This window comes from Nesterenkonia halophila (assembly GCF_009467795.1).
Taxonomy (GTDB): domain Bacteria; phylum Actinomycetota; class Actinomycetes; order Actinomycetales; family Micrococcaceae; genus Nesterenkonia; species Nesterenkonia halobia.
Window position 1 is genome coordinate 77,197 of the sequence record NZ_WIAX01000013.1, and the last position, 21,293, is coordinate 98,489.

Here is a 21,293-nt window from a genome sequence, read left to right on the forward strand (position 1 = left end):
GCTGCGTCGCGGAAACTTGAGTCAATGATACTCAACTTTGTCGGCTCACGGCATATTCCCCACACGTCGCCCGCCCCGCGATCGACGGGCTCAGGGCATATCATGGGAGCGGCCGACCGCCCGGGGCCACAGCACCGGGCCGTCCGGCGCACGGCGAGACCGCCGGTCCCGCCGCTCGACTCGAGGAGGACCCCTGGAGCACACCGCCGCATCCCCCTCTTCCGCCGCGAGGCGCGTCCTGCTGGCCGGCTGCGGGGACGTCGGAGCGACCCTGGGCGCACGGCTCGCCGCGGCCGGAACCGACGTCGTCGGCCTCCGACGCGGGGGCGACAGACCGGGGTTCCCGTTCCCGATCCGGGCCGCCGACCTGACCGAGGACACCGCCGCGACTCTTCCCCAGGCCGATCAGGTGGTCGTGGCCCTGTCGCCGGACGGTCACGACGCGGCCGCCTATGAACACACCTTCCGCGGAGGCCTCGCCGGACTTGCCCGCCGCCTCCCGACCCCGCCCCGCCGAGTCGTCTTCATCTCCTCGACCGGGGTGCTGGGCGCTCACGACGGCGACCGCGTGGACGAGGCGACGCAGCCCGCACCTGACCGGGGCAGCGCGGCCGCCCTGCTGTCTGCGGAACAGGACGCGCGCGAGCTCTTCGACAGCGAGGTCGTGGTGGTGCGCCCGGCCGGCATCTACGGCCCCGGCCGCTCGCGCACCATCGATCGCGTGGCCCGGGGAACGCCGATGGACCATCGACGCATGACCAACCGCATCCACCGGGATGACCTGGTGACGATCCTCGCGGCACTGCTGGAGCGCTCAGCCCCTCCGCCCCTGCTGCATGCCGTGGACGCCGAGCCGGCGACGCTGGGCGCCGTCGCGTCCTTCATCGCCGAACGCCTGGGCGTGGACCTGCCGGCGGACTCCGGAGACGGCCGCGCGAGCGGAAAGACCATCGACGGTCGCCGCCTCCAGACTTTCCTGCAGGGGTCCCGCCTGCGCTTCCCCACGTTCCGCGAGGGGTACGCGGAGCTGATCGGTCGGCACGGCCCGACGCGCTGACCCGGCGCTCGCCGCCGCATCCCTCGACCATCGGCGACGGTCAGCCGGGATCGAGCGCGTCGGGCGCGGCATCCCGGCCGAGGCCGCCGTCGCCGGGTCCGAGGCCGAAGCGCACCGGCTGCTGGGACAGCAGCATCGTCGAGACCACCCGGTCGTAGGAGGTGACCACCAGCTCCTCGATCAGTTCCTCGGTGATGCCCTCGCCGGCCCCGACGGAGATCCAGTGCCGCTTGTTCATGTGGTATCCGGGCCGGATCGAGGCGAACTCCTCGCGCAGCGCCTCGGACTCGTCCGGCGTGACTTTCAGCGTGATCAGCGGCTCGCCGGTCGCCTCGGTGGTCATCAGGAAGATCTTGTCGCGGACCTTGTGGACGTCGTGCTCCGGCCCGAACGGATGAGTGCAGCTGCTCCAGGGCAGCTGCCGCGCGGCCGCACCGGCCACGTCCTGGATGCGCAGTCCGTCGAGGATCTCGGCCATCTCTCCAGAGTAGGCGCCGGGCGTCCGCACGGACAGCCCCCGGCGGCCCGTCCGCCGCGGATGCTCGGCATCTCCGGAGGAGTCCGGGGAACCCGGGGCGCCCGCTCTGCACTCCGGGACACCGGGGCGTCGCTCAGAGCTCCCGCAGGGCTGATGTGACATAGTGCGACTCACCAGGACTGCCCCGCCCAGCCTGTCGGTGATCGGAGCCCCTCTCCGATCAGGACTGTCACCCCACGACCCGTCTTCAGGCACGCTCGAGAGGCCCCATGCACCTCCCCTCCCGCAGCACGACCGTCGGCCTGACGGCCATGGCACTGATGCTGACCTCGTGCTCCGCGCCCGACCCGCGCTCCTCCGAGGCTCCCGCGCAGAGCGGCACGGCCTCCCCGTCCGAGACCTCCGGAGCCGGCACCGCCGCTCCCTCGGGCAGCCCGTCGTCGGAGAGCAGCGCCTCGGCGTCGGAGACGACGGAGACCCCCACGACGACGCCGGGCTCCCCGCAGCTCGATGAGATGGCGGTGGCGGCGGCGCATCCCGAGGCCGTCGACGCCGGCATGGAGATCCTGCAGGACGGCGGCAGCGCCGTCGACGCCGCCGTGGCCGCGGCCTTCGCGGTGGCAGTCGTGGAGCCCTATGCTTCCGGGATCGGCGGCGGCGGCTCGACGATCCTGGCCGGCCACGGAGACGACCCCGTCAGCTATGACTACCGCGAAGTGGTGGCCGAGGACGGAGAGATCCCGGAGTCCGGCACCGGCGTCCCCGGCTTTGTCGCCGGCCTGGCCCGCATCCATGACGAGCACGGCGATATGGCCTGGCAGGACGTCCTCGACCCGGCCGTGGAACTGGCCGACGAGGGCTTCCCGGTCTCGGACTTCCTGGCGCTGCGCCTCCGCTCCGACGCCGGGCCCGCCTCGATCGAGGGACTCGACCATTTCCACGACTCCTCGGGCGACCCGCTGGCCGCCGGAGATCGCCTCGTGCAGGAGGACCTCGCCGAGACGATGAGGACGCTGGCCCAGGACGGCCCGGGGTCGTTCTACTCCGGCGACTTGGCCGAGGAGCTGACCTCGGTGGACGGACTGGACGCCGAGACGCTGACCGCCTATGCCCCGACGCGGACGGATCCGGTCGGCGGCCCCGTCGGCGAGCACACTCTGCTCTCGGCCGCTCCCCCGCTGCCCGGCGCGGCCCTGATCCAGCAGATGCAGATCGCCGAATCGCTGGGCATCGCCGATCACGCGCCGGACAGCGCCGGCCACGTGGACCGGCTCACCCGGGCGTGGACCACCGCCGACGAGTCGGTGGATCAGCTGTTCGGCGACCCCGACGTCGTCGACGTCCCGACGGACCGACTCACCGATCCCGAGCGGAACGCCGCGCTCGCCGAAGAGATGGATCCGGCCGGCATGACGTCCTCGACCACGCAGAAGGACCCCTCCTCGACCATCATGGCGGGGAACACCACCCATCTGACCGTCGTGGACGAGGACGGTGCCGCCGTCTCGATGACCAACACGCTGACGAGCTTCTGGGGCGGCGGCGAGTCGGAGTACGTGGACGGCTACTTCCTGAACAATCAGCTCTCCCGATTCGCCACGCAGGACTCCGAGGCCAACCAGCCCGCGGCCGGCCGCCAGTCGGTGAGCTGGTCGGCGCCCAGCATGGTCCTCGACGACGACGGACGTCCGGTGCTCGGCCTCGGCAGCCCGGGCGGGCATCAGATCCCCAACATCCTGACCAGCGTGCTGGCGTCCTGGGGGCTGCGGGGAACGTCGCTCCAGGAGGCGGTGGACGCGCCCCGACACCACCTCGAGGAGGGCGTGCTGGCCGTCGAGGAGGAGCCTTCCGACGCGTTGGAGGCGCTGATCTCCGAGCGGAACTGGGACCTGCGGGTCACCGAACGGGAGGAGGCGATATTCGGCTCCGTGCAGGCGCTGGAGATCGACCACGAGACCGGCCGGATCTCCGGGGCGGAGGACTCTCGGCGGGAAGGCGGCTTCGCCGTCGCCGACGTCGGCTCCGCGACGGGGACAGGATGAGGGCCATGGCCGTCGCTCGCCATCCCGCCGGCCCTGCCGAGCCCGCCGACGACGGCGGCCGACGCTCCCGCCGCCGCTCGGACCGCACCGGCAGCCCGGCCCGCTCCGCCCGGCCCGCATCCCGCCCGCGCGCCGGCGGACGACTGCACGGCCTCGACGTCGCGCGCTCACTGGCGATCATCGGGATGGTCGCCGTCAACGTGGGACCGCGCGGAGCCGAGGGCCTCCTCGGCACCCTCCACGACCTCCCGCTGGGGCGCGCCTCGCTGCTGTTCATGCTCCTCGCCGGCATCGGCATGTCGCTGATGACCCGGACCGTGCGGCGACCACGCCGCGCCCCGCTGCCGTGGGCGACGATCCTGTGGCGGGCCGCGCTGCTGCTCGTCGGCGGACTGGCCCTGCAGCTGGCCGCCCACGAGGCCAGCGTCATCCTGCCGGTCTACGGCATCCTGTTCCTCGCCAGCCTGCCGCTGCTGCGCGCCCCCGCCTGGCTGCTCGGCACTCTGGCCGCCGCCCTGCTCGCTCTGGGGCCGGTCCTCTGGCTGGCGCTGCGGAGCGGCACCGACGCGTTCGCCGTCGCGGAGCCGACGCTGCTGGATCCTCCGGACGAGATCCTGCGAGGGATCCTCGTCACGGGGTCCTATCCCCTGGTGGTGTGGGCTGCGCCCTTCGTCGCGGGCCTGCTGCTCGGACGCCTGGACCTGCGCAGCCCGACCCTCCAGCGACAGCTGGTCCTGTGGGGCGCGGTGACGGCGGTGGCCGCGTACTCCCTCTCCCGGCTCCTGGTCCTGCTCCTCGGGGAGCCGGACCGCAGCGTGGGACTGCACCGGCTGATCTCGGCGACGGCGCACTCCCAGATGCCGCTCTGGCTGATCTCCAGCACCGGGGCCGCGCTCTTCGTGCTGGGCCTGTGCCTGATGGGCGAGTCGCTCGCCGCCCGGCGCCTCTCGGCGCTCGCCGCGGCCGGACGCCTCTCGCTGACCCTCTACGTCGGCCATCTGGTCGCCCTGGCGCTGGTCGTCCGTCCGGGGCCCGATTCGCTGGCCGGCGGCATCCTGACCACCGTCGTGATCTGCCTGGCCTCGGTGGTCTTCGCCTGGCTCTGGACCAGGCGCTTCTCCGCCGGGCCGCTGGAACGACTGCTGCGCCTGCCCCGCCGGGGCGCCCGTCGAGCGGCGAGCTGAACAGCCCCGCACCCCGGGGGATGACTCGGCGGAACGTGTGGGAATGCGTCGGCGTTCCCACACGTTCCGCCGAGTCATCCCCGCCGCAGCCCGTCCCGTAGTCTGGTGACCGGTCACCCCCGCCGACGTCCCTCCCAGAGGTCTCCGCCATGGCATCCGAGTCGTCCCCGCCCGCCGGCCCGTCGAGCCCCGCGACGCCTCGCCGTCGCCCGACGATCCGCGAGGTCGCCCGGCGCGCCGGCGTCTCCCACCAGACCGTCTCCCGCCATCTGAAGGGGGACACGACGGTGAACGAGCAGCTCGCCGCGACGATCCAGGACGCGATCGAGGCCCTGGACTACCGGCCGAACCTCGTCGCGCGGGCGATGCGCAACCACCGCACCGGCCGCCTGGCGGTGCTGCTGCCACCGGGCAGCGCGATCAGCTCGCTGGAGATCCTCTCCGGAGCCAAGGAGATCGCCGACGCCGGCGAGTACGTCCTGGAGGTCGTCACCGTCAGCGGCTCGGCCGAGATGCGCGACCGGCGCGCCCTGGAGCTGCGCGACTCGCGGCTCTTCGAGGGCGTGCTGGCGCTGACCTCGCTGAGCGACCTGCCCCAGCCCGACGACGGGCGGGTTCCGCTGGTGACCATGCCCCTCTACGACGAGGCGATGCGCGGCATCGGGGCGCTGGCCTCGGCCGGCCCCGAGCACGAGATCATCTCCCGGCTGGCCGAGTTGGGCCACCGCCGCTTCCTGCACCTGGCGGGGAACTATGCCCACGCCGGTGCGATGCGACGCCGCGACATGTACCTGCAGACCATCGAGGAGCTCGGCCTGGAGTCCGCCGGCGTGGTCGACTGCGGCTGGGACGGCGACGCGGCGCGCCGGGCCGTGGCCGACCTCCCCGCCGACAGCGGGATCACCGCGATCATCGCCGCCAACGACATCCTCGCCACCGCGGCGGTCAGCGGGGCGGTCCGTCGCGGCTGGAACGTCCCGGAGGAGCTGAGCATCACCGGCTGGGACGACACTCGCGTCGCGGCGGTGACCACCCCGTCGATGACCACGGTCGCGGTCCACCACGCGGAGCTCGGCCGGCGGCTGATGCGCCACCTGCTCGACGTCGTCGCCTCGCGGCGCCGCGGCGCCGACGACGCCTCGGATCCGGCACCGTCGCCGCTGGAGGACGACTGGCGGCTGGCCGAGGTCATCTGGCGCGAGTCCACAGGACCGGCGCCGCAGACTCCGCCCGCACGATGAGCTCCGGAGACCCGGGCGCGGCGCCGGCGCACCCGGGCCTCTTCCTGGACATCGCCTCTCAGCTTCCAGTTCATCGGCTGGTCGTCACCTGTCAACACCAGATCCCTAGAGTGCTCGGACGGCAGCAACACCCCTATCGATGAGGAGAAACATGTCGCACTCGCACTCCCGCCTCCGGCGCGGCGCCGGCCTGGCCGCCGTCGTCACCGTCGGTCTCGCCGGGCTGACCGCCTGCGCGCCGTCCGACGGCTCCACCGACGACACGGGCGAGGCCTCAGCACCGAAGAACGTGATCTACATGATCGGCGACGGGATGGGATACAACCACCTCTCGGCGACGAACCTCTACGAGAGCGGCCAGACCCGCTACCAGCTCGACGGCGAGGCCGACCCGGAGACGCTCGAGGAGCAGCCCGGCGACGCGGTCCAGACCTATGAGGAGTGGGACCACTACGCGCTGAGCACCTTCCCCGCCGGCGGCGAGTACGACCCCGAGGCCGCCTGGTCCAGCCACGACTGGGTGCAGTCGGGCGCCACAGACTCCGCCGCCGCCGGCACGGCGATGGCCACCGGGGAGAAGACCGAGAACGGCGTGCTGGGCCTGGACGCGGACGGCGAGAGCGCGGAGAACCTCTCCGAGCGCGCCGTCGCCACCGGCCGCTCGGCCGGCGTGGTCAGCTCCGTGCCCTTCAGCCACGCCACCCCGGCCGCCTGGGCGGCCCACGACGAGTCGCGGGAGAACTACCACGCCATCGCCTCGGAGATGATCGACTCCGACCTGGACGTCATCTTCGGCGCCGGCCACCCGCACTACGACGACGACAGCCAGCAGGTCGACGACGCCGACTACTCCTACATCTCCGAGGAGGACTACCAGCGGCTCAGCGAGGGCGAGACTGACTTCACCTTCACCGACGAGGACGCCGACTTCAGCGCCTACGCCGACGGCGAGGACGTTCCCGAGCGCGCCTTCGGCCTGGCCCAGGCGGCGTCGACGCTGCAGCAGGCCCGCTCCGCCGAGGGCGATCAGCCCTATGCGGCTGAGGCGAACGACGTCGTCGACCTGACGACGATGTCCGAGGCCGCGCTGAACGTCCTCGGACAGAACGAGGAGGGCTTCCACCTGATGGTCGAGGGCGGCGCCATCGACTGGGCCGGCCACGCCAACGAGTCCGCCCGCGACATCGAGGAGACGCAGAGCTTCAACAACGCCGTGGACGCCGTCGTCGACTGGGTCGAGGCCGAATCCTCCTGGGAGGAGACGATGGTCGTCGTCACCGCCGACCACGAGACCGGCTACCTGGCCGGCTCGGAGGACGACCCCGGCTTCAGCCCGATGACCGGCGAGGCCGACGAGATGCCGGACTCCGCCTGGTACTCCGAGGACCACACCAACCAGGTGGTGCCCTTCTTCGTCCGCGGCGCCGGGGCCGAGACCTTCGGCGACGAGGTCGTCGGCACCGATCCGGTGCGCGGCGACTATCTGGACAACACCGTCGTCGCCGACGTGCTGATGGACGACCTCTGGGCCACGGAGGACTGATCCGCCCGCCGGCCTGACTCGGGATGCGGCGCCTGCCCCCGTGTGCACGGGGTCAGGCGCCGCGTCGTCTCAGAGGGCGCGGAATCGCAGCCGCAGCGTCCGCGCCTGGGGCCGCAGCATCGCCGTCGGCCACACGTCCGGCCCGCAGGCCCGCGAGCCCAGCCCGTGCTGGGCCGCATCCAGGACGAGATGCGTCGCCGACGACGCCGGCAGCTCGTGCGGGTGGTCGGCGGCGGCGATCTCGTCGGCGGTGTGCCGTGCCAGGGTGAAACCGGGCCGCCGCCCGGCGGCGTCGGGCTCGGCGACGATCTGCAGCCACTGCGCCCCGCCGCGGCGCAGCACCAGCTCGCGCAGCCCGGGACGGTGCCCGGACTCCTGCGGGCGGGCGTAGTCGACGGTCAGCTCCTCGATCCCGGCGGAGAACCGCCCGAGGCGCACTGAGCGCATCGTGTCCGGATAGGCGTCGTGCGGGCCGAGGCCGAACCACTCGGCGCCGTCGACGTCGCCGGGCAGCTGCAGGTGCACCCCCAGCCGCGGCCAGACGTCGTCCCAGCCGGCCTCCGGCACCAGAGTCACCTCGCAGACGGCCTCGACGACGCCGTCGGCCGCCCGCTCGGCGGTCCAGGTCTCGGCGACGTCGAGTCCGGTGCGGGCCTGCGCCGCCGAGACCCGCCGCCGGACGGTGCGCCGCATCGCGTCGGCCTCGACGGAGACCACCCGGCGCGTCAGCCGGTCGAGTCCGGCCGCCCGCCAGCGGTCGGCCGAGGACTCGGCCGGCTGCTGCGCGGCGACGACGTCGCGCGGGTCTCCCCAGCCGTCGTTGGGCGTGGCGTCGCCCTCGTCGTTGTCCGTCGGAGCACGCCAGAGCTCCGCCTGCGGACCGGCGACGGCGACGCCGGCCAGTGCGGTCAGCGCCGGTCCGGCGAAGGCCGCCGGCGCCTCGGCCAGCGCGGCGGCGCGCGGCGCCGTCGTCGCGCGCGTCGTGCGCCGAGCCGTCGTCGAGGACGCCGGCAGCTCCCACTGCCCCCGGGCGACGACGTGACCGGCCGGCGCCCAGGCGGCGCCGTCGCGCAGCACCGCCTCCAGCGTCAGGCGCTGCTCGCCGCCCTCGGCCGGCAGCCCGGCCAACTCGCCGGGCTCGAACAGCTCGTGGCGCCCCGTGCCGCCAGCAGGGATCGGCTGTCCGTCTCGATCATCGGCGAGGTCCGAGGCCACGCTCATTCGGACATCCCCGTCGACCTCCACCACCGCCCGGATCAGCAGGTCCGCCGTGTCGGCGACGAATCGTCGGCTCGTGATCTCGGCTTCTCCGGAATGCCGGCCCGGCTCCAGCAGCAGCGGCTGCTCGACGGCGGCGAACTCGGCCAGCCCGGGGGTGGGGGTGTCGTCGGAGAGCACCATGCCGTCCATGACGAAGTTCCCGTCGTGGACGACCTCGCCGAAGTCGCCGCCATAGCCGAAGTACTCGACGCCGTCGGCGGAGAGCGTGCGCAGCCCGTGGTCGCGCCACTCCCAGATGAAGCCGCCGTGCAGGCTCCGGTGCGCGTCGGCCAGTTGTCGGTACTGGTCCAGCGCGCCGGGCCCGTTGCCCATCGCGTGGGCGTACTCGCACATCAGGAACGGCTTGGCCCGCTGCCGCGTCCCGGCGGCGAGGTCGCAGCCCAGCAGCGGGGTGAGATCCTGCGGGTCGGCGATCGCCTCCAGCTCCCTCAGGTGCGGGTACATCCGGGAGTACACGTCGGTGTAGTCGCCGGTGTAGTCCCCCTCGTAGTGCACGGGTCGACTCGGGTCGCGGCGGCGGACCCACTCCGCCGAGGCCGCGAGGTTCTGCCCGGTCCCGGCCTCGTTGCCCAGCGACCAGAGCACGATCGAGGGGTGGTTCTTGTCCCGTTCGACGGCGCGGCGGATCCGGTCCAGATACGCCGCGCGCCAGCGGGCGTCGTCGCTGGGATTGCCGGTCCAGTCGGCGGTGTGGAACCCGTGGGTCTCCAGGTCGCCCTCGAGCATGACCCAGAGGCCGAGCTCGTCGGCGAGGTCCAGCAGCCGCGGATGCGGCGGATAGTGGCTGGTGCGGATCGCGTTGACATTGTGCCGCTTCATCCGGGCCAGGTCCTCGCGGGCGTGGGACTCGTCGAAGACGCGCCCGCGGTCGGGGTGGGTCTCGTGCCGGTTCATCCCGGAGAAGGTGATCTGCCGGCCGTTGACCAGCAGCCGGTCGCCGTCGATCGTCACGCGGCGGAATCCGATCCGCAGGGTCAGCGTCTCGGCCGCGGAGCTCACCGTCGCCTCATGGAGCACCGGCTGCTCGGCCGACCAGGGTGTCACCGCGCCGACGTCGAGGCCGGCCGTCGCGTCGTCGCGGAGCTGATCGGCCGACTCCCAGGTCCGGTCGACGCCGAGGGCGGGGATCCGCAGCCGCACCGGGAAGGCCTCGTCCGCCGCGTCGACCTCCGGATGCAGGATCCCGACGCCGGTCTGCGGGTCGTAGTCGGCATGCAGCCAGACGTCGTCGAGACCGCCGGCCGGCCGGTGCAGCAGCGCGACCTCGCGGAAGATCCCGGGCAGCCACCACTGGTCCTGATCCTCCAGATAGCTGGCCGCCGAGTACTGCACCACGCGCACCGCCAGCGTGTTCTGCCCGGCGACGACGGCGTCGGTGACGTCGAACTCGTGGGCCAGCCGCGAGCCGCTCGCCGCCCCGACCCGGCGGCCGTTGACCCAGACGGTCAGGAAGGACTCGACGCCGTCGAAGCGCAGCAGCACCCGCCCGGACGCCAGCCAGTCCGCGGGGACCTCCATGCGGCGCCGGTGGTCGCCGGTCGGGTTCTCGTCGGGCACGTGCGGCGGATCGAGCGGGAAGGGGTACTGCACGTTCGTGTAGATCGGCCTCCCCCAGCTCGGGTCGGCGGCGCCGGCCGGTCCGGAGAGCCCGTCGGGGCCGTGCAGCACCCAGTGGCTGGGCACCGGCAGCTCGTCCCAGTCGACGTCGTCGTAGTCGGCGGCCACGAAGGCCTCCGGCTCCTCCTCACCGAGCACTCCGGGATCGCCGGGCGTGCCGGGGACCGCCGGCGAGAACCGGAAGCGCCAGGTGCCGGAGAGGTCCCGGCGCGCGGCGTCGGTCTGCTCGACCAGCCAGGAGCGCGGGGCGACCAGCGCACCGTCGGCCGGGTCGAAGGAGGTATGGCTCAGAGTCACTTCACAGCACCTTCCGTCAGGCCGCCGCGCCAGAAGCGCTGCAGCACGATCATCGCGAGGGCCAGCGGGATGACCGAGAGCAGCACCCCGCCGGTGGTCAGTTCGTAGAACTCGGGCAGCCGGTCGGTCTGGCTGCGCCAGGTGTTCAGCCCCAGGGTGATGGGGAAGAGCTGGTCGTCGGTGAGCATCACCAGCGGCAGGAAGTAGTTGTTCCAGATGCTGACCAGCTGGAAGAGGAACACGGTGACCAGCGCCGGGACCATGAGCCGCAGACCGAGCACGTGGAAGATCCGGATCTCGCCGACGCCGTCGAGCCGGGCGGCCTCCACCAGCGAGCGGTCCACTGTCGCGTCGGCGTAGATCCGGCAGAGGAACAGTCCGAAGGGCGAGACGAGCGAGGGGATCAGCACGCTCCAGTAGGTGTTGACCAGCCCGAGCTGGCTGAACAGCAGGAACAGCGGCAGCGCCGTGGCCGTGCCGGGCACCAGCACGCCGCCGAGCACCAGCCCGAAGATCAGGTTCCGTCCGCGGAAGACATAGGTGGAGAGCGCGTAGCCGGCCGCCGCGGCCAGATAGGTCGCGATCAGCGAGCCGACGCCGGCGTAGAGCACCGAATTGGCCAGCCAGCGCAGGAAGATCCCGGAGTCGTGGGCGAGCACCTGGGCGATGTTGTCGAACAGCGCGAAGTTCCCGGCGAAGAGGAACCCGTGGGTGCCGAAGAGGTCGTCGGTGGTCTTCGAGGCCGCGACCACGATCCAGTAGACCGGGGCCAGGAAGTAGAGCGCGACGACGACGAGCACCCCGGTGACCAGGATGGTCCGACCCCGGCGGCGCAGCGCGGCCGCGCCGGCTCCGGGCGAGGCGGGTCCGTCGGGCCGGCCGGCGGCGGGATCGACGTCGGGAGCGGAGTCGCGCCGGTCGTCCTGTACTGCATCGGCGGCGGTGCTCATCATGACCTCCTGTTCGTCAGGCGCAGGAAGCTGAACGACAGCACGAAGGCGACCAGCGCGATCAGCACCGCCTGGGCGGCGGCGACGGTGTAGTCGTTGTAGGCGAAGGCCGTCGTGTAGGCCGAGAGGTTCGGGGTGTACTGCGAATCGATGGCCGGGGCCACCTGGGCGAGCAGCTGCGGCTCGGCGAAGAGCTGCAGCGTGCCGATGATCGAGAAGACCGTGGTCAGCATCAGCGCCGGACGGATCAGCGGCAGTTGGATCGCCGTCGCGATGCGCGCCGGCCCGGCCCCGTCGACCCGGGCGGCCTCGTAGAGCTCGGCCGGGATGGCCTTCAGCTGCGCGATGATGATCAGCATGTTGTAGCCCGTGTAGGTCCAGGTGACGATGTTCGCGATGGACCACAGCACCGTCCCCGAGCCGAGGAAGTCGACCTCGACGCCGGTCACCGAATGGACGACGTCGACGATCGGACTCAGCCCCGGCACGTAGAGGAAGGACCAGAGGATCGTCGCCAGCACCCCGGGGATGCCGTAGGGCATGAAGTACGCCGCGCGGAAGAAGCCCGGCCAGCGGGCCGCGGCGGATTCGAGCAGCAGCGCCAGGACCGTGGCCAGGGCGATCATCACCGGCACCTGGACGACCCCGAAGAGGAGCATGCGTCCGATGGAGGCGAGGAAGCTGCCGTCCTCCAGCGCCAGTCGGTAATTCTCGAACCAGGCGAACGTGCTGGTCACTCCCTCCTCGCCGAAGAGCCCTCGCCGCTCGACGCGGGTGAAGCTCTGCCCGACCGCCATCAGGATCGGCAGCACGAAGGAGATCAGGAACACCAGCAGGAACGGGGTCACCAGCAGCCAGGGGGCGACGGCGGTGGCCGCCGGCCGACGACGCCGTCCGGGACCTCGCGCCGGGCTCCCCGCAGGACGCGGCGTGCCGCTCGTCGTGGTGGAACTCGTCGTCGTGCTCATCGCGCGGCCCTCCGGATCGTCAGCCCTTTCTCGCGGAAGACCTCCATGGTGTCCGCCTCCGCCTGGACGACGGCGTCGACCAGGGAGGTGCCGCCGGCCTTTCCGCGGAAGGCGTCGGCCAGCACATTGAAGGTCTGCTGGGTGGTCGGCCACCACTGCCAGTCCGGGTTCTGCTGTTCGGCGGCCGGGGCGAAGATCTCGGTGTTGTAGGCCTGGCCTCCGAAGAATTCGCTGCCCCCCTGCCGCGGCGCCCCGATGTGCCCGGGATTCGCCGACCAGCCGATGCCGCTGTGCTCGATCAGCCCGTCGATGCCCGCCGCGCTGGAGTTCAGCCACACGGCGAACTCCATGGCCTCACGCGGGTGGGCACTGTTCGCCAGCACGGCCGTGGTGGATCCGCCCAGCTGGGCCGAGCCGTAGCCGGAGGGCCACTGCGGCAGCGGAGCCACCCGCCACTTCCCCTCGGCGTCGCTGACGCCCTCCAGCAGGGCGTCGCCCCAGGAGGCGCTCATCAGCGTGGCGATCCGGCCCTCGGCCGCCGCGGCGAACCAGCCGGGCGAGAAGGGCTGCAGCTGGGTGGAGACGATGCCGTCGTCGATGGCCGCGTCGAAGAACCGGGCCACCTCCAGCGTGGACTCGCCGGCCATGTCGATGACCCAGCCCTCGTCCTCCGCGCTCAGCCAGACCGCGCCGGCCTGCATGGCGTGCGCGGCGAAGACCGAGGTGTCGGCCAGCGGGAAGGTGCCCATGAATCGTCCGGCGTCGCGGACCTCCGCGCCGATCTCGGCCCACTGCCGCCAGGTCTCCGGCGGAGCGGCGCCGACCTCCTCGAGGAGGTCGGGACGGTGATAGAGCGCCGTGGGCCCGGAGTCCTGCGGGACGCCGTAGACTCCTCCGGCGAAGCTGACCTGCCCCCAGAGCGTGGGATCGAAGCGGTCGGCGTAGTCGTCGATGCCGTATCGGCCGAGGTCGACCACCCCGTCGACCAGCATGAATTCGGGGATGCTCCGCATCTCGACCTGCGCAAGGTCCGGACCGGAGCCGGCGGCGAGCGCGCTGTAGAGCTTCTGGTAGCCGCCGTCGTTGCCGCCGGGGATCCAGGAGATCTCGACCTGGATGCGGGGGTTCTCGGCATTCCACACGTCGGCGACGGCCTGCAGCTCCTTCAACCAGGCCCAGTAGGTCAGCGTCACCGTCTCGTCGGGACCGGCCGGCGGAACCGTCGGTTCGGTGTTCACCGACGAGGTGCCCGGCACCGTGCAGCCGGCGAGCGCGGCCGCTCCGGCGCCGAGTCCAAGGCCCAGGCCGCCGCGGAGCAGGCTGCGGCGAGTCACCGGCGGTCGAGGGCGGGCCGTCATGGATGCGCTCCTCGCGGCGAGCCGATCGCTGCACTGGTCATCGACGCTCCTCCCGCCTGGCCAGGGCCTCATCACCCGGCTACTCCCACAAAAACGAACAGGTGCGATCAACTATCAACGAGAGTCCTCATCGTGTCAAGAGTCACACCCGTGTTCGGCGCGATCTGACGTGGCCCCGACGCATGGCCGCCCCAGCGTTGCCCTCCGGCCGCCGGCGCGCCAGACTGACAGGATGCGCATCGCTCTGCTGCAGGCCGCCGCCGTCCCGCTCGACGTCGACCACGACCTGGCCGTGATCGACGCGGCCGCGGCCGACGCCGCCGCCCGCGGCGCCGAGCTGCTGCTCACCCCGGAGCTCTTCCCCGTCGGCTATGCCCCAGCGCGGATCCGCGCCGAGCTGACCGACACGACGATCGAGGACGCCGCCGTCCGCCTGGCGGCGATCGCCCGGCGCCACGGCATCGCCCTGGTGCACAGCCTCCCCTCGCCCGCCGACCCGCACCGCGGCATCACCGCGACGCTGGTCGACGCCGCGGGGACGGTCCGCGGCGTGCACACCAAGACGCACCTCTTCGGCCCGGCCGAGCAGGAGGCCTTCCGCCCCGGCGAGGCGCGGCCGCCGCTGGTCGAGCTCGGCGGCCTGACCCTGGGACTGCTGATCTGCTACGAAGTCGAGTTCCCCGAGACGGTGCGCGATCTGGCCGTCCGCGGCGCCGACGTCGTGCTGGTCCCGACGGCTCTGGCGGGCTGCCCGACGGTGGCGCGCACCCTGGTGCCGGCGCGGGCCGTCGAGAACGGGATCACCGTCGCCTACGCCAATCACTGCGGCCTCGAGGACGGGCTGGTCTTCGACGGCGAGAGCGTCGTCGCCGGCCCCGACGGCGCCCCGGCGCCGCGCCTCGAGGCCGGCCCCGAACCCGCGTCGTCGTCGGCAGAGGTCGCCCCGGCCCGCGCCGGCGGCGATCCGGAGCTGCTCGTCGCCGAGGTCGGTCCCGCCCGCGGACACCTGACCCCGCACCAGGACCCGGACGGCCCCTGGTACCTGCACGACCGCCGCCCCGCGCTCTACCGCCGCTGGGCGGAGGAGGACTGACCGTGCGGAATCAGCCTTCGGACTGATGGCGCCGGCGCGGTGCTCGGCCAGGATGGAGACCATGATCGAGCTGCTCTCCGCCGACACCCTGCTCGCCGCCCAGTCCTCGGGCCTGCCCGAGGACCACTGGATCGGTCAGCTGCAGCGCTGGACCGACTCGCTGCCCGGGGCCGTGCAGTGGCTGGGCATCATCCTCATCTCCGCGATCCCCTTCGTGGAGTCCTACTTCGGCGCCCCCATCGGGGTGATCGTCGGCCTGCATCCGGCGGTCGCAGTGGCGACGGCGACAGTGGGCAACATGCTCTCGCTGGTCGTCGTGGTGTATCTGGCCCACTGGGTGCGCACGGCGATCCTGCACCGCCGCGACCCCGACCGCACCGCGAACGATTCGTCGAAGCGCGAACGGGTGCAGAAGATCTTCGACCGTTTCGGCATCCCCGGGGTGAGCATCCTGGGGCCGCTGGCGCTGCCCAGCCAGATCACCGCCCCGCTGATGGTCTCCTTCGGCGCGAATCGGCATGCCGTGATGATCTGGATGCTGGTCTCGGTGGTCCTGTGGGGCACCGGATTCGCCCTGCTCGGCGTCGGCCTGCTGCGCCTGATCGCCTGATCGCCCAGCGCCGCCCGCCGGCGCCGCCCCGTCCGCGCGAGCGCCGTCAGCGCTGCTCGGCGTCGCGCGGATAGCGCCGCAGCTCGCGGCTGCCCTGGGTGAGCCCCTCCAGATCGGCCTCCGGGTCGAAGTTCGACCCGATCGCCCCGGCGACGGTGCCCATCGAGGCCGCCAGCCAGGCGATGTCGACGTAGTTCAACAGCGTCCCGTCCAGCCCTTCCTGGGTCTGGGCCATGTACGTCGGATCGATCAGCAGCAGCGAGATCACCAGGATCCCGGCGAAGAGCAGCAGGTAGAGCATGGCCACGCTCACCAGCAGGCTAAGCACTGTCGCCACGGTGTACATCACCGCCAGCCGGCGGCCGCCGGCCGATCCGGGGCCGTCCCAGAGGCGGTTGCGCAGCATCAGCCACAGCACGAGCCCGAGGATCGCCAGCCCGGTGATGACCGCCAGCCGCCAGCTGGGCAGGGCTTCGGCGATCCCCCAGATCGACCCGTAGAAGACGCCGAAGGCCCCGGTGGCGCTGGCGGCGGCGAAGACGCCGGAGAGCTTGGGCAGCGAGAGCATCGGCTCGTTGCTCACCGCGATGCCCAGCGTCATCCACACTCGGGCGGGCCAGGTGTACCGCGGGGTGATGTAGGCGGAGTCCCGCTCGTCGCCCTGCTCCAGGCGCCAGCCGACGCGCAGGTGCTCCACGGGTTCCAGAGAGTGCCGGCGCAGCGTGACCAGCGCGCGGTCGAGCTCGCGCCGCAGGCCGTGCATCACGCCCGCCGGACCCTGCACCGGCAGGGAGATGATCGCCAGCCGCTCGGAGAAGTGCAGCTCGGCGGACTTCGGCCCGCTGGCGCCGATCCGCGGCAGCTCGGTGATGACCACTGTCATCGACGCGCTCTCCTCGCGCGCCCACTCCTGGGCCACGTCGACGTCGAGGGTCCCGTCGGAGCGCAGCGGCAGCCGCGTCTGCCGGTGGGTGATCTCATGCTGCTCGCCCCACTGCCGCGGGCCGCGCCGCAGCAGGCGTCGGACCAGATAGGACGTGCGCCCCGGATCGGAGATGATGGTGACCCGCCCGCCGCGGGGCGAGCTCTCCTCCACCGCCTCCTCCGCGCGCTGCTCCACGGACCGCCCGGCGTCCTCCCGGGACGACGAGCCGTTCATCTCCGACTGCTCCTGCTCCACGGACACGCTCCTCCCTCTCCGCCGACCGCGAGGACCCCGCCGGGTGACGGTGCTGACGACGGCACCATCCTAGCCCCTGCCGGGAGCACATCCGAGGGCTCGGCGTCGCCCCGCCGTCGGCGGTGGAGCAGCGCGCACCGGAGCTCCCGCACCCGCCGCCGAACCGGCGACCCCCGAGTTTTCGCAGGATCACCGTGAAACAGCACGGTGATCCTGCGAAAACTCGGGGACCGCCGACGGGACACAGCCGGCGCCGACCCCGCCGGCGAGGTGTTCGGGCCGCACGCCGTCGGGCGGCGCCCGGTGCCGTCGGCCGCTCAGGACTCGGAGAGCATGTCCAGAACCAGCGGCTTGACCCGCGAGCCGTAGAGCTCGACGGCGCGCAGCATGTGCTCATGGGCCAGCGAGCCGTTGCCGTACTTCAGGCCGAAGCGCGAGATGCCCAGCAGCTTCTGCGAGCGCACGATCTTGCGCGCCACCGTCTCCGGCGAGCCGACGTAGAGCGACCCGTGCTCGACCTCCTCGGCGAACTGGTCGCGGCCCGGCCGGCCGCCGCCCCAGCCGCGCTCCCGGCCGAGCTGGGCCATCGTGTCGGCCCAGGACGGGTAGAAGATCTCCCGGGCCTCGTCGTCGGTGTCGGCGACGAATCCGTGGGAGTGCATCGCCACCCGACGGGCATCCGCGAAGCCGAACTCGCCCAGCGCGCGGTGATAGAGCTCGACCAGCGGCCGAAAGCGCTGCGGGGCGCCGCCGATGACCGCCAGCTCCAGGCCGAGTCCGTGCCGGGCCGCGCGGACCACCGAGGCCGGCGTGCCGCCGACGGCGACCCAGGCGGGCAGCCCCTGCTCATGGACGGTCGTCGGGTGGATCTGCTGATCCCTCAGCGCCGGGCGCATCGTCCCCTCCCAGGACACCGGACCCTCGGAGCGCAGCCGGGCGAAGAGGTCGAGCTTCTCCTCGAAGAGCTGCTCGTAGTCGGAGAGCTCGTAGCCGAAGAGCCCGTAGGACTCGATGAACGACCCGCGTCCGAGCGAGACCTCGGCGCGGCCGCCGGTGAGCCCGTCGAGGGTCGCGAAGCGCTGGTAGACCCGGACCGGGTCGTCGGAGGAGAGCACGGTGACCGCGGAGATGAGCTTGATGCGCTCGGTGGCCGCGCCGACGGCGGAGAGCACGACGTCGGGCGCGGAGATCGCGTAGTCCGGGCGATGATGCTCGCCGACGCCGAGGACGTCGACGCCGGTCTCGTCGGCCATGCGCGCCTCGGCGAGGACGTTGCGCAGGACCTCGGGCTGGGTCAGGGTCCGCGAGCCGTCGGCGGAGGCGGTGACGTCGCCGAAGGTGTGCAGGCCCAGTTCGAAGTGGTCGTGGTGGCGCTCTGTGCTGATGCTCATGACCGTCCCAACAGCCGCATCTCACCCTCCATTCCTTGAAATTTGAAATGCTACGACGGCACCCGCGGACCGATGCTCGACGTCGCTCCGCGGCTCCGTCGGCGGCGACTGATGCCGGCGGATGCGCCGCGAGCAGGTAGACTGGCCGAACCTGCGGACCCGCCCCGGGTCCCCTGCGTCGACTGGACGCCCCGCCCGACGCCGCCGGCATTCCGCCGGCCCGGGCTCGGATGCTTCTCACTCGGCGAGAAGAGAGCACCAGATTGTGCTCCCGCCACCGTGCCGGATCCGCGCGCCGCCCTGAGACGGCGAGCCGCGCGCCGGCCCTTCGAAAGGTCCCCCATCACGACTTCGCAGACCACCTTCGCCGCTCTGGGCGTGCCCGCACCGCTGGTGCAGGTCCTGGACGCGGCCGGCAAGACCTCCGCATTCCCCATCCAGCAGGACACCCTGCCCGACACGCTGGCCGGCCGGGACGTCCTCGGCCGCGGCAAGACCGGCTCGGGCAAGACGCTGGCCTTCTCCATCCCGCTGGCCGCCCGACTGGCCGCCTCGGGCGCCGGTCCGGCGAAGCCGCGCCGCCCGCGCGGCCTGGTGCTCGCGCCCACCCGGGAGCTGGCCACGCAGATCGCCGAGGCCCTGACCCCGCTGGCCGAGGCCTACGGCATGCGCACCACCACCATCTACGGCGGGGTGAACCAGAAACGGCAGACCGATGCGCTGGCCCGCGGCGTCGACGTCGTCGTCGCCTGCCCCGGCCGCTTGGAGGACCTGCTGGGCCAGGGCGAGCTGAGCCTGGGCGAGGTCGAGGTCACCGTGCTCGACGAGGCCGACCACATGGCCGACCTGGGCTTCCTGCCCGGCGTCACGCGGATCCTCGCGCAGACTCCGGACACCGGCCAGCGCCTGTTCTTCTCGGCGACGCTGGACAAGGAGGTCGACAAGCTCGTCCGCCGCTTCCTGCACGACGAGGTGCTGCACTCGGTCGACGACCCGACCTCGCACGTCTCGGCGATGACCCACCACGTCTTCGAGGTCTCCGCCGACGACAAGAAGCCGCTGGTCCAGACGCTGGCCTCCGGCCGCGGCAAGCGGCTGCTGTTCACCCGCACCAAGCACCAGGCCAAGCGCCTGGCGAAGCAGCTGACCACCCAGGGGATCCCGGCGGTGGACCTGCACGGCAACCTCTCGCAGAACCAGCGCGACCGCAGCCTGGCCGCCTTCGGCCAGGGCGATGTGCAGGTGCTGGTGGCCACCGACGTCGCCGCCCGCGGCGTGCACGTCGACGCGATCGAACTTGTGGTCCACGTGGACCCGCCGGCCGAGCACAAGGCGTATCTGCACCGCTCGGGCCGCACCGCCCGCGCCGGCAGCGCCGGCGACGTGGTCACCGTGATGCTGCCCGAGCAGCGCCGCGACACCGAGCAGCTGCTGCGCAAGGCCGCGATCGACACGACGCCGGTGACCGTCACCCCGAACTCGACCGCTGTGGCCGAGCTGGTGGGCGAGCAGGCTCCGCATGTGGAGCCCGCGCCCCGCGGCGGCTCCGGCGGCTCGCCGAAGGGCGGGCAGAACGGCTCGCGCGGCGGCTCCGGCGGCGGCTCGCGGAACGGCTCGCGCGGCTCCTCCGGCAAGGGCCGCGGACGCGGATCCGGCCAGGGGCAGAGCTCCGGGCAGTCCCGCGGCGGCCAGAACGCCGGGAATCCGGCCGGGCAGCCCGCCGGACAGAACGCCGGCCAGGGCTCCTCGCGCGGACGTCGCGGCGGACGCGGCCAGGGCGGCCAGAGCGGTCGTCGCGCCTCGGCCCCGGCGGGCTCCCCGACCCGCGGCTGAGCGCACCATGACGCGGCGCCGATCCGGCGCCCCGCCGTCGATCCATCGTCCCTGAGGATTCGCAGGATCATCGTGAGAGAGCGCGGTGATCCTGCGGGAACTCGGGGACACCACGAGGTTCGTGATCGGCGCGCGGCCGTCGAGCCGGCCGCACCTCAGGCCATGCGTGCCGCCGCACCTCAGGCCATGCGTGCCGCCGCACGACGCACTGCGTCGGTGAATCGGTCCAGCGCCGGGGTGCCGGTGGTCCAGCGCTGCCAGTGCAGATGCGCCGCCGTGGGGCCGATCTCCTCCACGAGCACCAGATCCGGATGCTCGCCCTCCATCACGCCGTCCGGCATCATCCCCTCAGGGATCATCCCCCAGCCCAGCCCGTGGGCGACGGCGGCGTTGTAGGCCTCCACCGAGGGGATCAGATGCGTCACCCGCGGGGAGACGCCGAGCCGCCGCAGCCCGCTGCGCTGCAGCGAGTCGCGGATGCTGTAGTCGACCTGCGGCACGCGCGCCCAGTCGACGGCGCCGTCGTCGCCGCGATGCCGGTCCAGCAGCTCCGCACTGGCCACCGGCCAGTAGCGCATGGTCCCCAGCGCGGTCGCCCGGCATCCGGAGACCGGCGTCGGCGTCTCGGTGACCGCCGCGGAGACCGTGCCGCCGCGCAGCAGCTCGTGGGTGTGCTCCTGATCCTCGGCATGCAGGTGCAGCTCGACGTCGTCCCAGGTCGCCGCCTCCTGCAGGACCCGCTGGAACCAGGTGTAGAGCGAGTCGGCGTTGACCGCGACCGACAACGTGACGATCTCGTCGCCGGCGCCGCGGAAACCCAGGCTGCGGCGGGCCTCGTCCTCCAGCAGCGTCATCTGCCGGGCGGTGCGCAGCAGCGCGGCCCCGGCCTCGGTGGGGCGCACCGGCACAGTGCGGGTGAGCAGCACCTGGCCGACCTCCTTCTCCAGCGCCTTGACCCGCTGGGAGAAGGCCGAGCCGGAGATCCCCAGCAGGGCGGAGGCGGCCTCGAAGGTGCCCTCGTCCACGGCGGTGACGAAGGCCCGCAGGTGGTCGGTGTTCATGCTCGCTCCCCTCCCTCGCACGGTCCCGGTCCGGCCCCTTCCCGGCTTCATCGTATCTGAAGCGATGCTTCGGACAGTGAAGAATCCTGCGCTGGTGCGGATTCTCGAA

16 protein-coding genes are annotated in these 21,293 nt (G+C 72.5%); 8 read left to right on the forward strand and 8 right to left on the reverse strand.

What is annotated here, in order from left to right; all coding sequences use genetic code 11:
* Positions 1-37: 37 nt before the first annotated feature.
* A complete protein-coding gene (locus GCL72_RS07270; RefSeq protein WP_246161075.1) occupies positions 38-1,057 on the forward strand; it encodes an NAD-dependent epimerase/dehydratase family protein in 1,020 nt (339 codons plus the stop codon).
* A gap of 40 nt (positions 1,058-1,097) precedes the next feature.
* Here GCL72_RS07270 and GCL72_RS07275 read toward each other — a convergent pair whose 3' ends face one another.
* Positions 1,098-1,535 carry an MmcQ/YjbR family DNA-binding protein gene (locus GCL72_RS07275; protein ID WP_153144042.1) on the reverse strand — a complete coding sequence of 146 codons (438 nt, stop codon included), beginning with the start codon at positions 1,533-1,535 and terminating at the stop codon, positions 1,098-1,100.
* Between the two features lie 311 nt (positions 1,536-1,846).
* On the opposite strand from GCL72_RS07275, the gene GCL72_RS07280 reads away from it, so the two are divergent.
* The 4 genes from GCL72_RS07280 (at position 1,847) to GCL72_RS07295 (ending at position 7,545) form a co-directional block, all read left to right on the forward strand.
* Complete coding sequence (locus GCL72_RS07280) at positions 1,847-3,577, forward strand: gamma-glutamyltransferase (protein ID WP_170289587.1); 1,731 nt, start codon at positions 1,847-1,849, stop codon at positions 3,575-3,577.
* A 5-nt stretch (positions 3,578-3,582) separates the two neighbouring features.
* Positions 3,583-4,761, forward strand: coding sequence for a DUF418 domain-containing protein (locus GCL72_RS07285; protein WP_153144044.1), 1,179 nt, complete (start codon positions 3,583-3,585; stop codon positions 4,759-4,761).
* A gap of 149 nt (positions 4,762-4,910) precedes the next feature.
* Complete coding sequence (locus GCL72_RS07290; RefSeq protein WP_153144045.1) at positions 4,911-6,002, forward strand: LacI family DNA-binding transcriptional regulator; 1,092 nt, start codon at positions 4,911-4,913, stop codon at positions 6,000-6,002.
* Between the two features lie 151 nt (positions 6,003-6,153).
* Positions 6,154-7,545 (forward strand): alkaline phosphatase, encoded by a 1,392-nt coding sequence (locus tag GCL72_RS07295; RefSeq protein ID WP_153144046.1) that lies wholly within the window; start codon positions 6,154-6,156, stop codon positions 7,543-7,545.
* Positions 7,546-7,614: 69 nt separating this feature from the next.
* Here the strand turns inward: GCL72_RS07295 and GCL72_RS07300 are convergent, their stop codons facing one another.
* From GCL72_RS07300 to GCL72_RS07315, 4 genes are read right to left on the reverse strand one after another with little or no spacing between them, the layout of a single operon-like run.
* Entirely contained in the window at positions 7,615-10,740 is a 3,126-nt protein-coding gene (locus tag GCL72_RS07300) for a glycoside hydrolase family 2 TIM barrel-domain containing protein (RefSeq protein ID WP_211364998.1), read from the reverse strand.
* Positions 10,737-11,690 (reverse strand): carbohydrate ABC transporter permease, encoded by a 954-nt coding sequence (locus GCL72_RS07305; RefSeq protein WP_153144047.1) that lies wholly within the window; start codon positions 11,688-11,690, stop codon positions 10,737-10,739. The genes GCL72_RS07300 and GCL72_RS07305 overlap by 4 nt, the downstream gene beginning before the upstream one ends.
* Entirely contained in the window at positions 11,690-12,658 is a 969-nt protein-coding gene (locus tag GCL72_RS07310; protein ID WP_153144048.1) for a carbohydrate ABC transporter permease, read from the reverse strand. The genes GCL72_RS07305 and GCL72_RS07310 overlap by 1 nt, the downstream gene beginning before the upstream one ends.
* Positions 12,655-14,016 (reverse strand): extracellular solute-binding protein, encoded by a 1,362-nt coding sequence (locus GCL72_RS07315; protein ID WP_153144049.1) that lies wholly within the window; start codon positions 14,014-14,016, stop codon positions 12,655-12,657. The genes GCL72_RS07310 and GCL72_RS07315 overlap by 4 nt, the downstream gene beginning before the upstream one ends.
* A 232-nt stretch (positions 14,017-14,248) precedes the next feature.
* On the opposite strand from GCL72_RS07315, the gene GCL72_RS07320 reads away from it, so the two are divergent.
* Positions 14,249-15,109: a nitrilase-related carbon-nitrogen hydrolase gene (locus GCL72_RS07320; protein WP_153144050.1), complete on the forward strand. Its 861-nt coding sequence runs from the start codon at positions 14,249-14,251 to the stop codon at positions 15,107-15,109.
* Between the two features lie 61 nt (positions 15,110-15,170).
* Positions 15,171-15,719, forward strand: coding sequence for a small multi-drug export protein (locus GCL72_RS07325; RefSeq protein WP_153144051.1), 549 nt, complete (start codon positions 15,171-15,173; stop codon positions 15,717-15,719).
* Between the two features lie 46 nt (positions 15,720-15,765).
* Here GCL72_RS07325 and GCL72_RS07330 read toward each other — a convergent pair whose 3' ends face one another.
* Together GCL72_RS07330 and GCL72_RS07335 are read right to left on the reverse strand one after the other, a co-directional pair.
* On the reverse strand, positions 15,766-16,899 hold the full coding sequence (locus GCL72_RS07330) for a hypothetical protein (RefSeq protein WP_153144052.1): 1,134 nt from the start codon (positions 16,897-16,899) through the stop codon (positions 15,766-15,768).
* Between the two features lie 317 nt (positions 16,900-17,216).
* The gene (locus GCL72_RS07335) at positions 17,217-18,290 is read right to left on the reverse strand and encodes an Atu2307/SP_0267 family LLM class monooxygenase (protein WP_153144053.1); all 1,074 of its coding nucleotides are present in this window, start codon (positions 18,288-18,290) and stop codon (positions 17,217-17,219) included.
* Between the two features lie 372 nt (positions 18,291-18,662).
* Here GCL72_RS07335 and GCL72_RS07340 point away from each other — a divergent pair, with 372 nt between their 5' ends.
* A complete protein-coding gene (locus GCL72_RS07340) occupies positions 18,663-20,123 on the forward strand; it encodes a DEAD/DEAH box helicase (protein ID WP_425486770.1) in 1,461 nt (486 codons plus the stop codon).
* Positions 20,124-20,302: 179 nt separating this feature from the next.
* On the opposite strand, the gene GCL72_RS07345 is transcribed toward GCL72_RS07340, so the two are convergent.
* The gene (locus GCL72_RS07345) at positions 20,303-21,184 is read right to left on the reverse strand and encodes an ArgP/LysG family DNA-binding transcriptional regulator (protein ID WP_153144055.1); all 882 of its coding nucleotides are present in this window, start codon (positions 21,182-21,184) and stop codon (positions 20,303-20,305) included.
* Positions 21,185-21,293 lie beyond the last annotated feature (109 nt).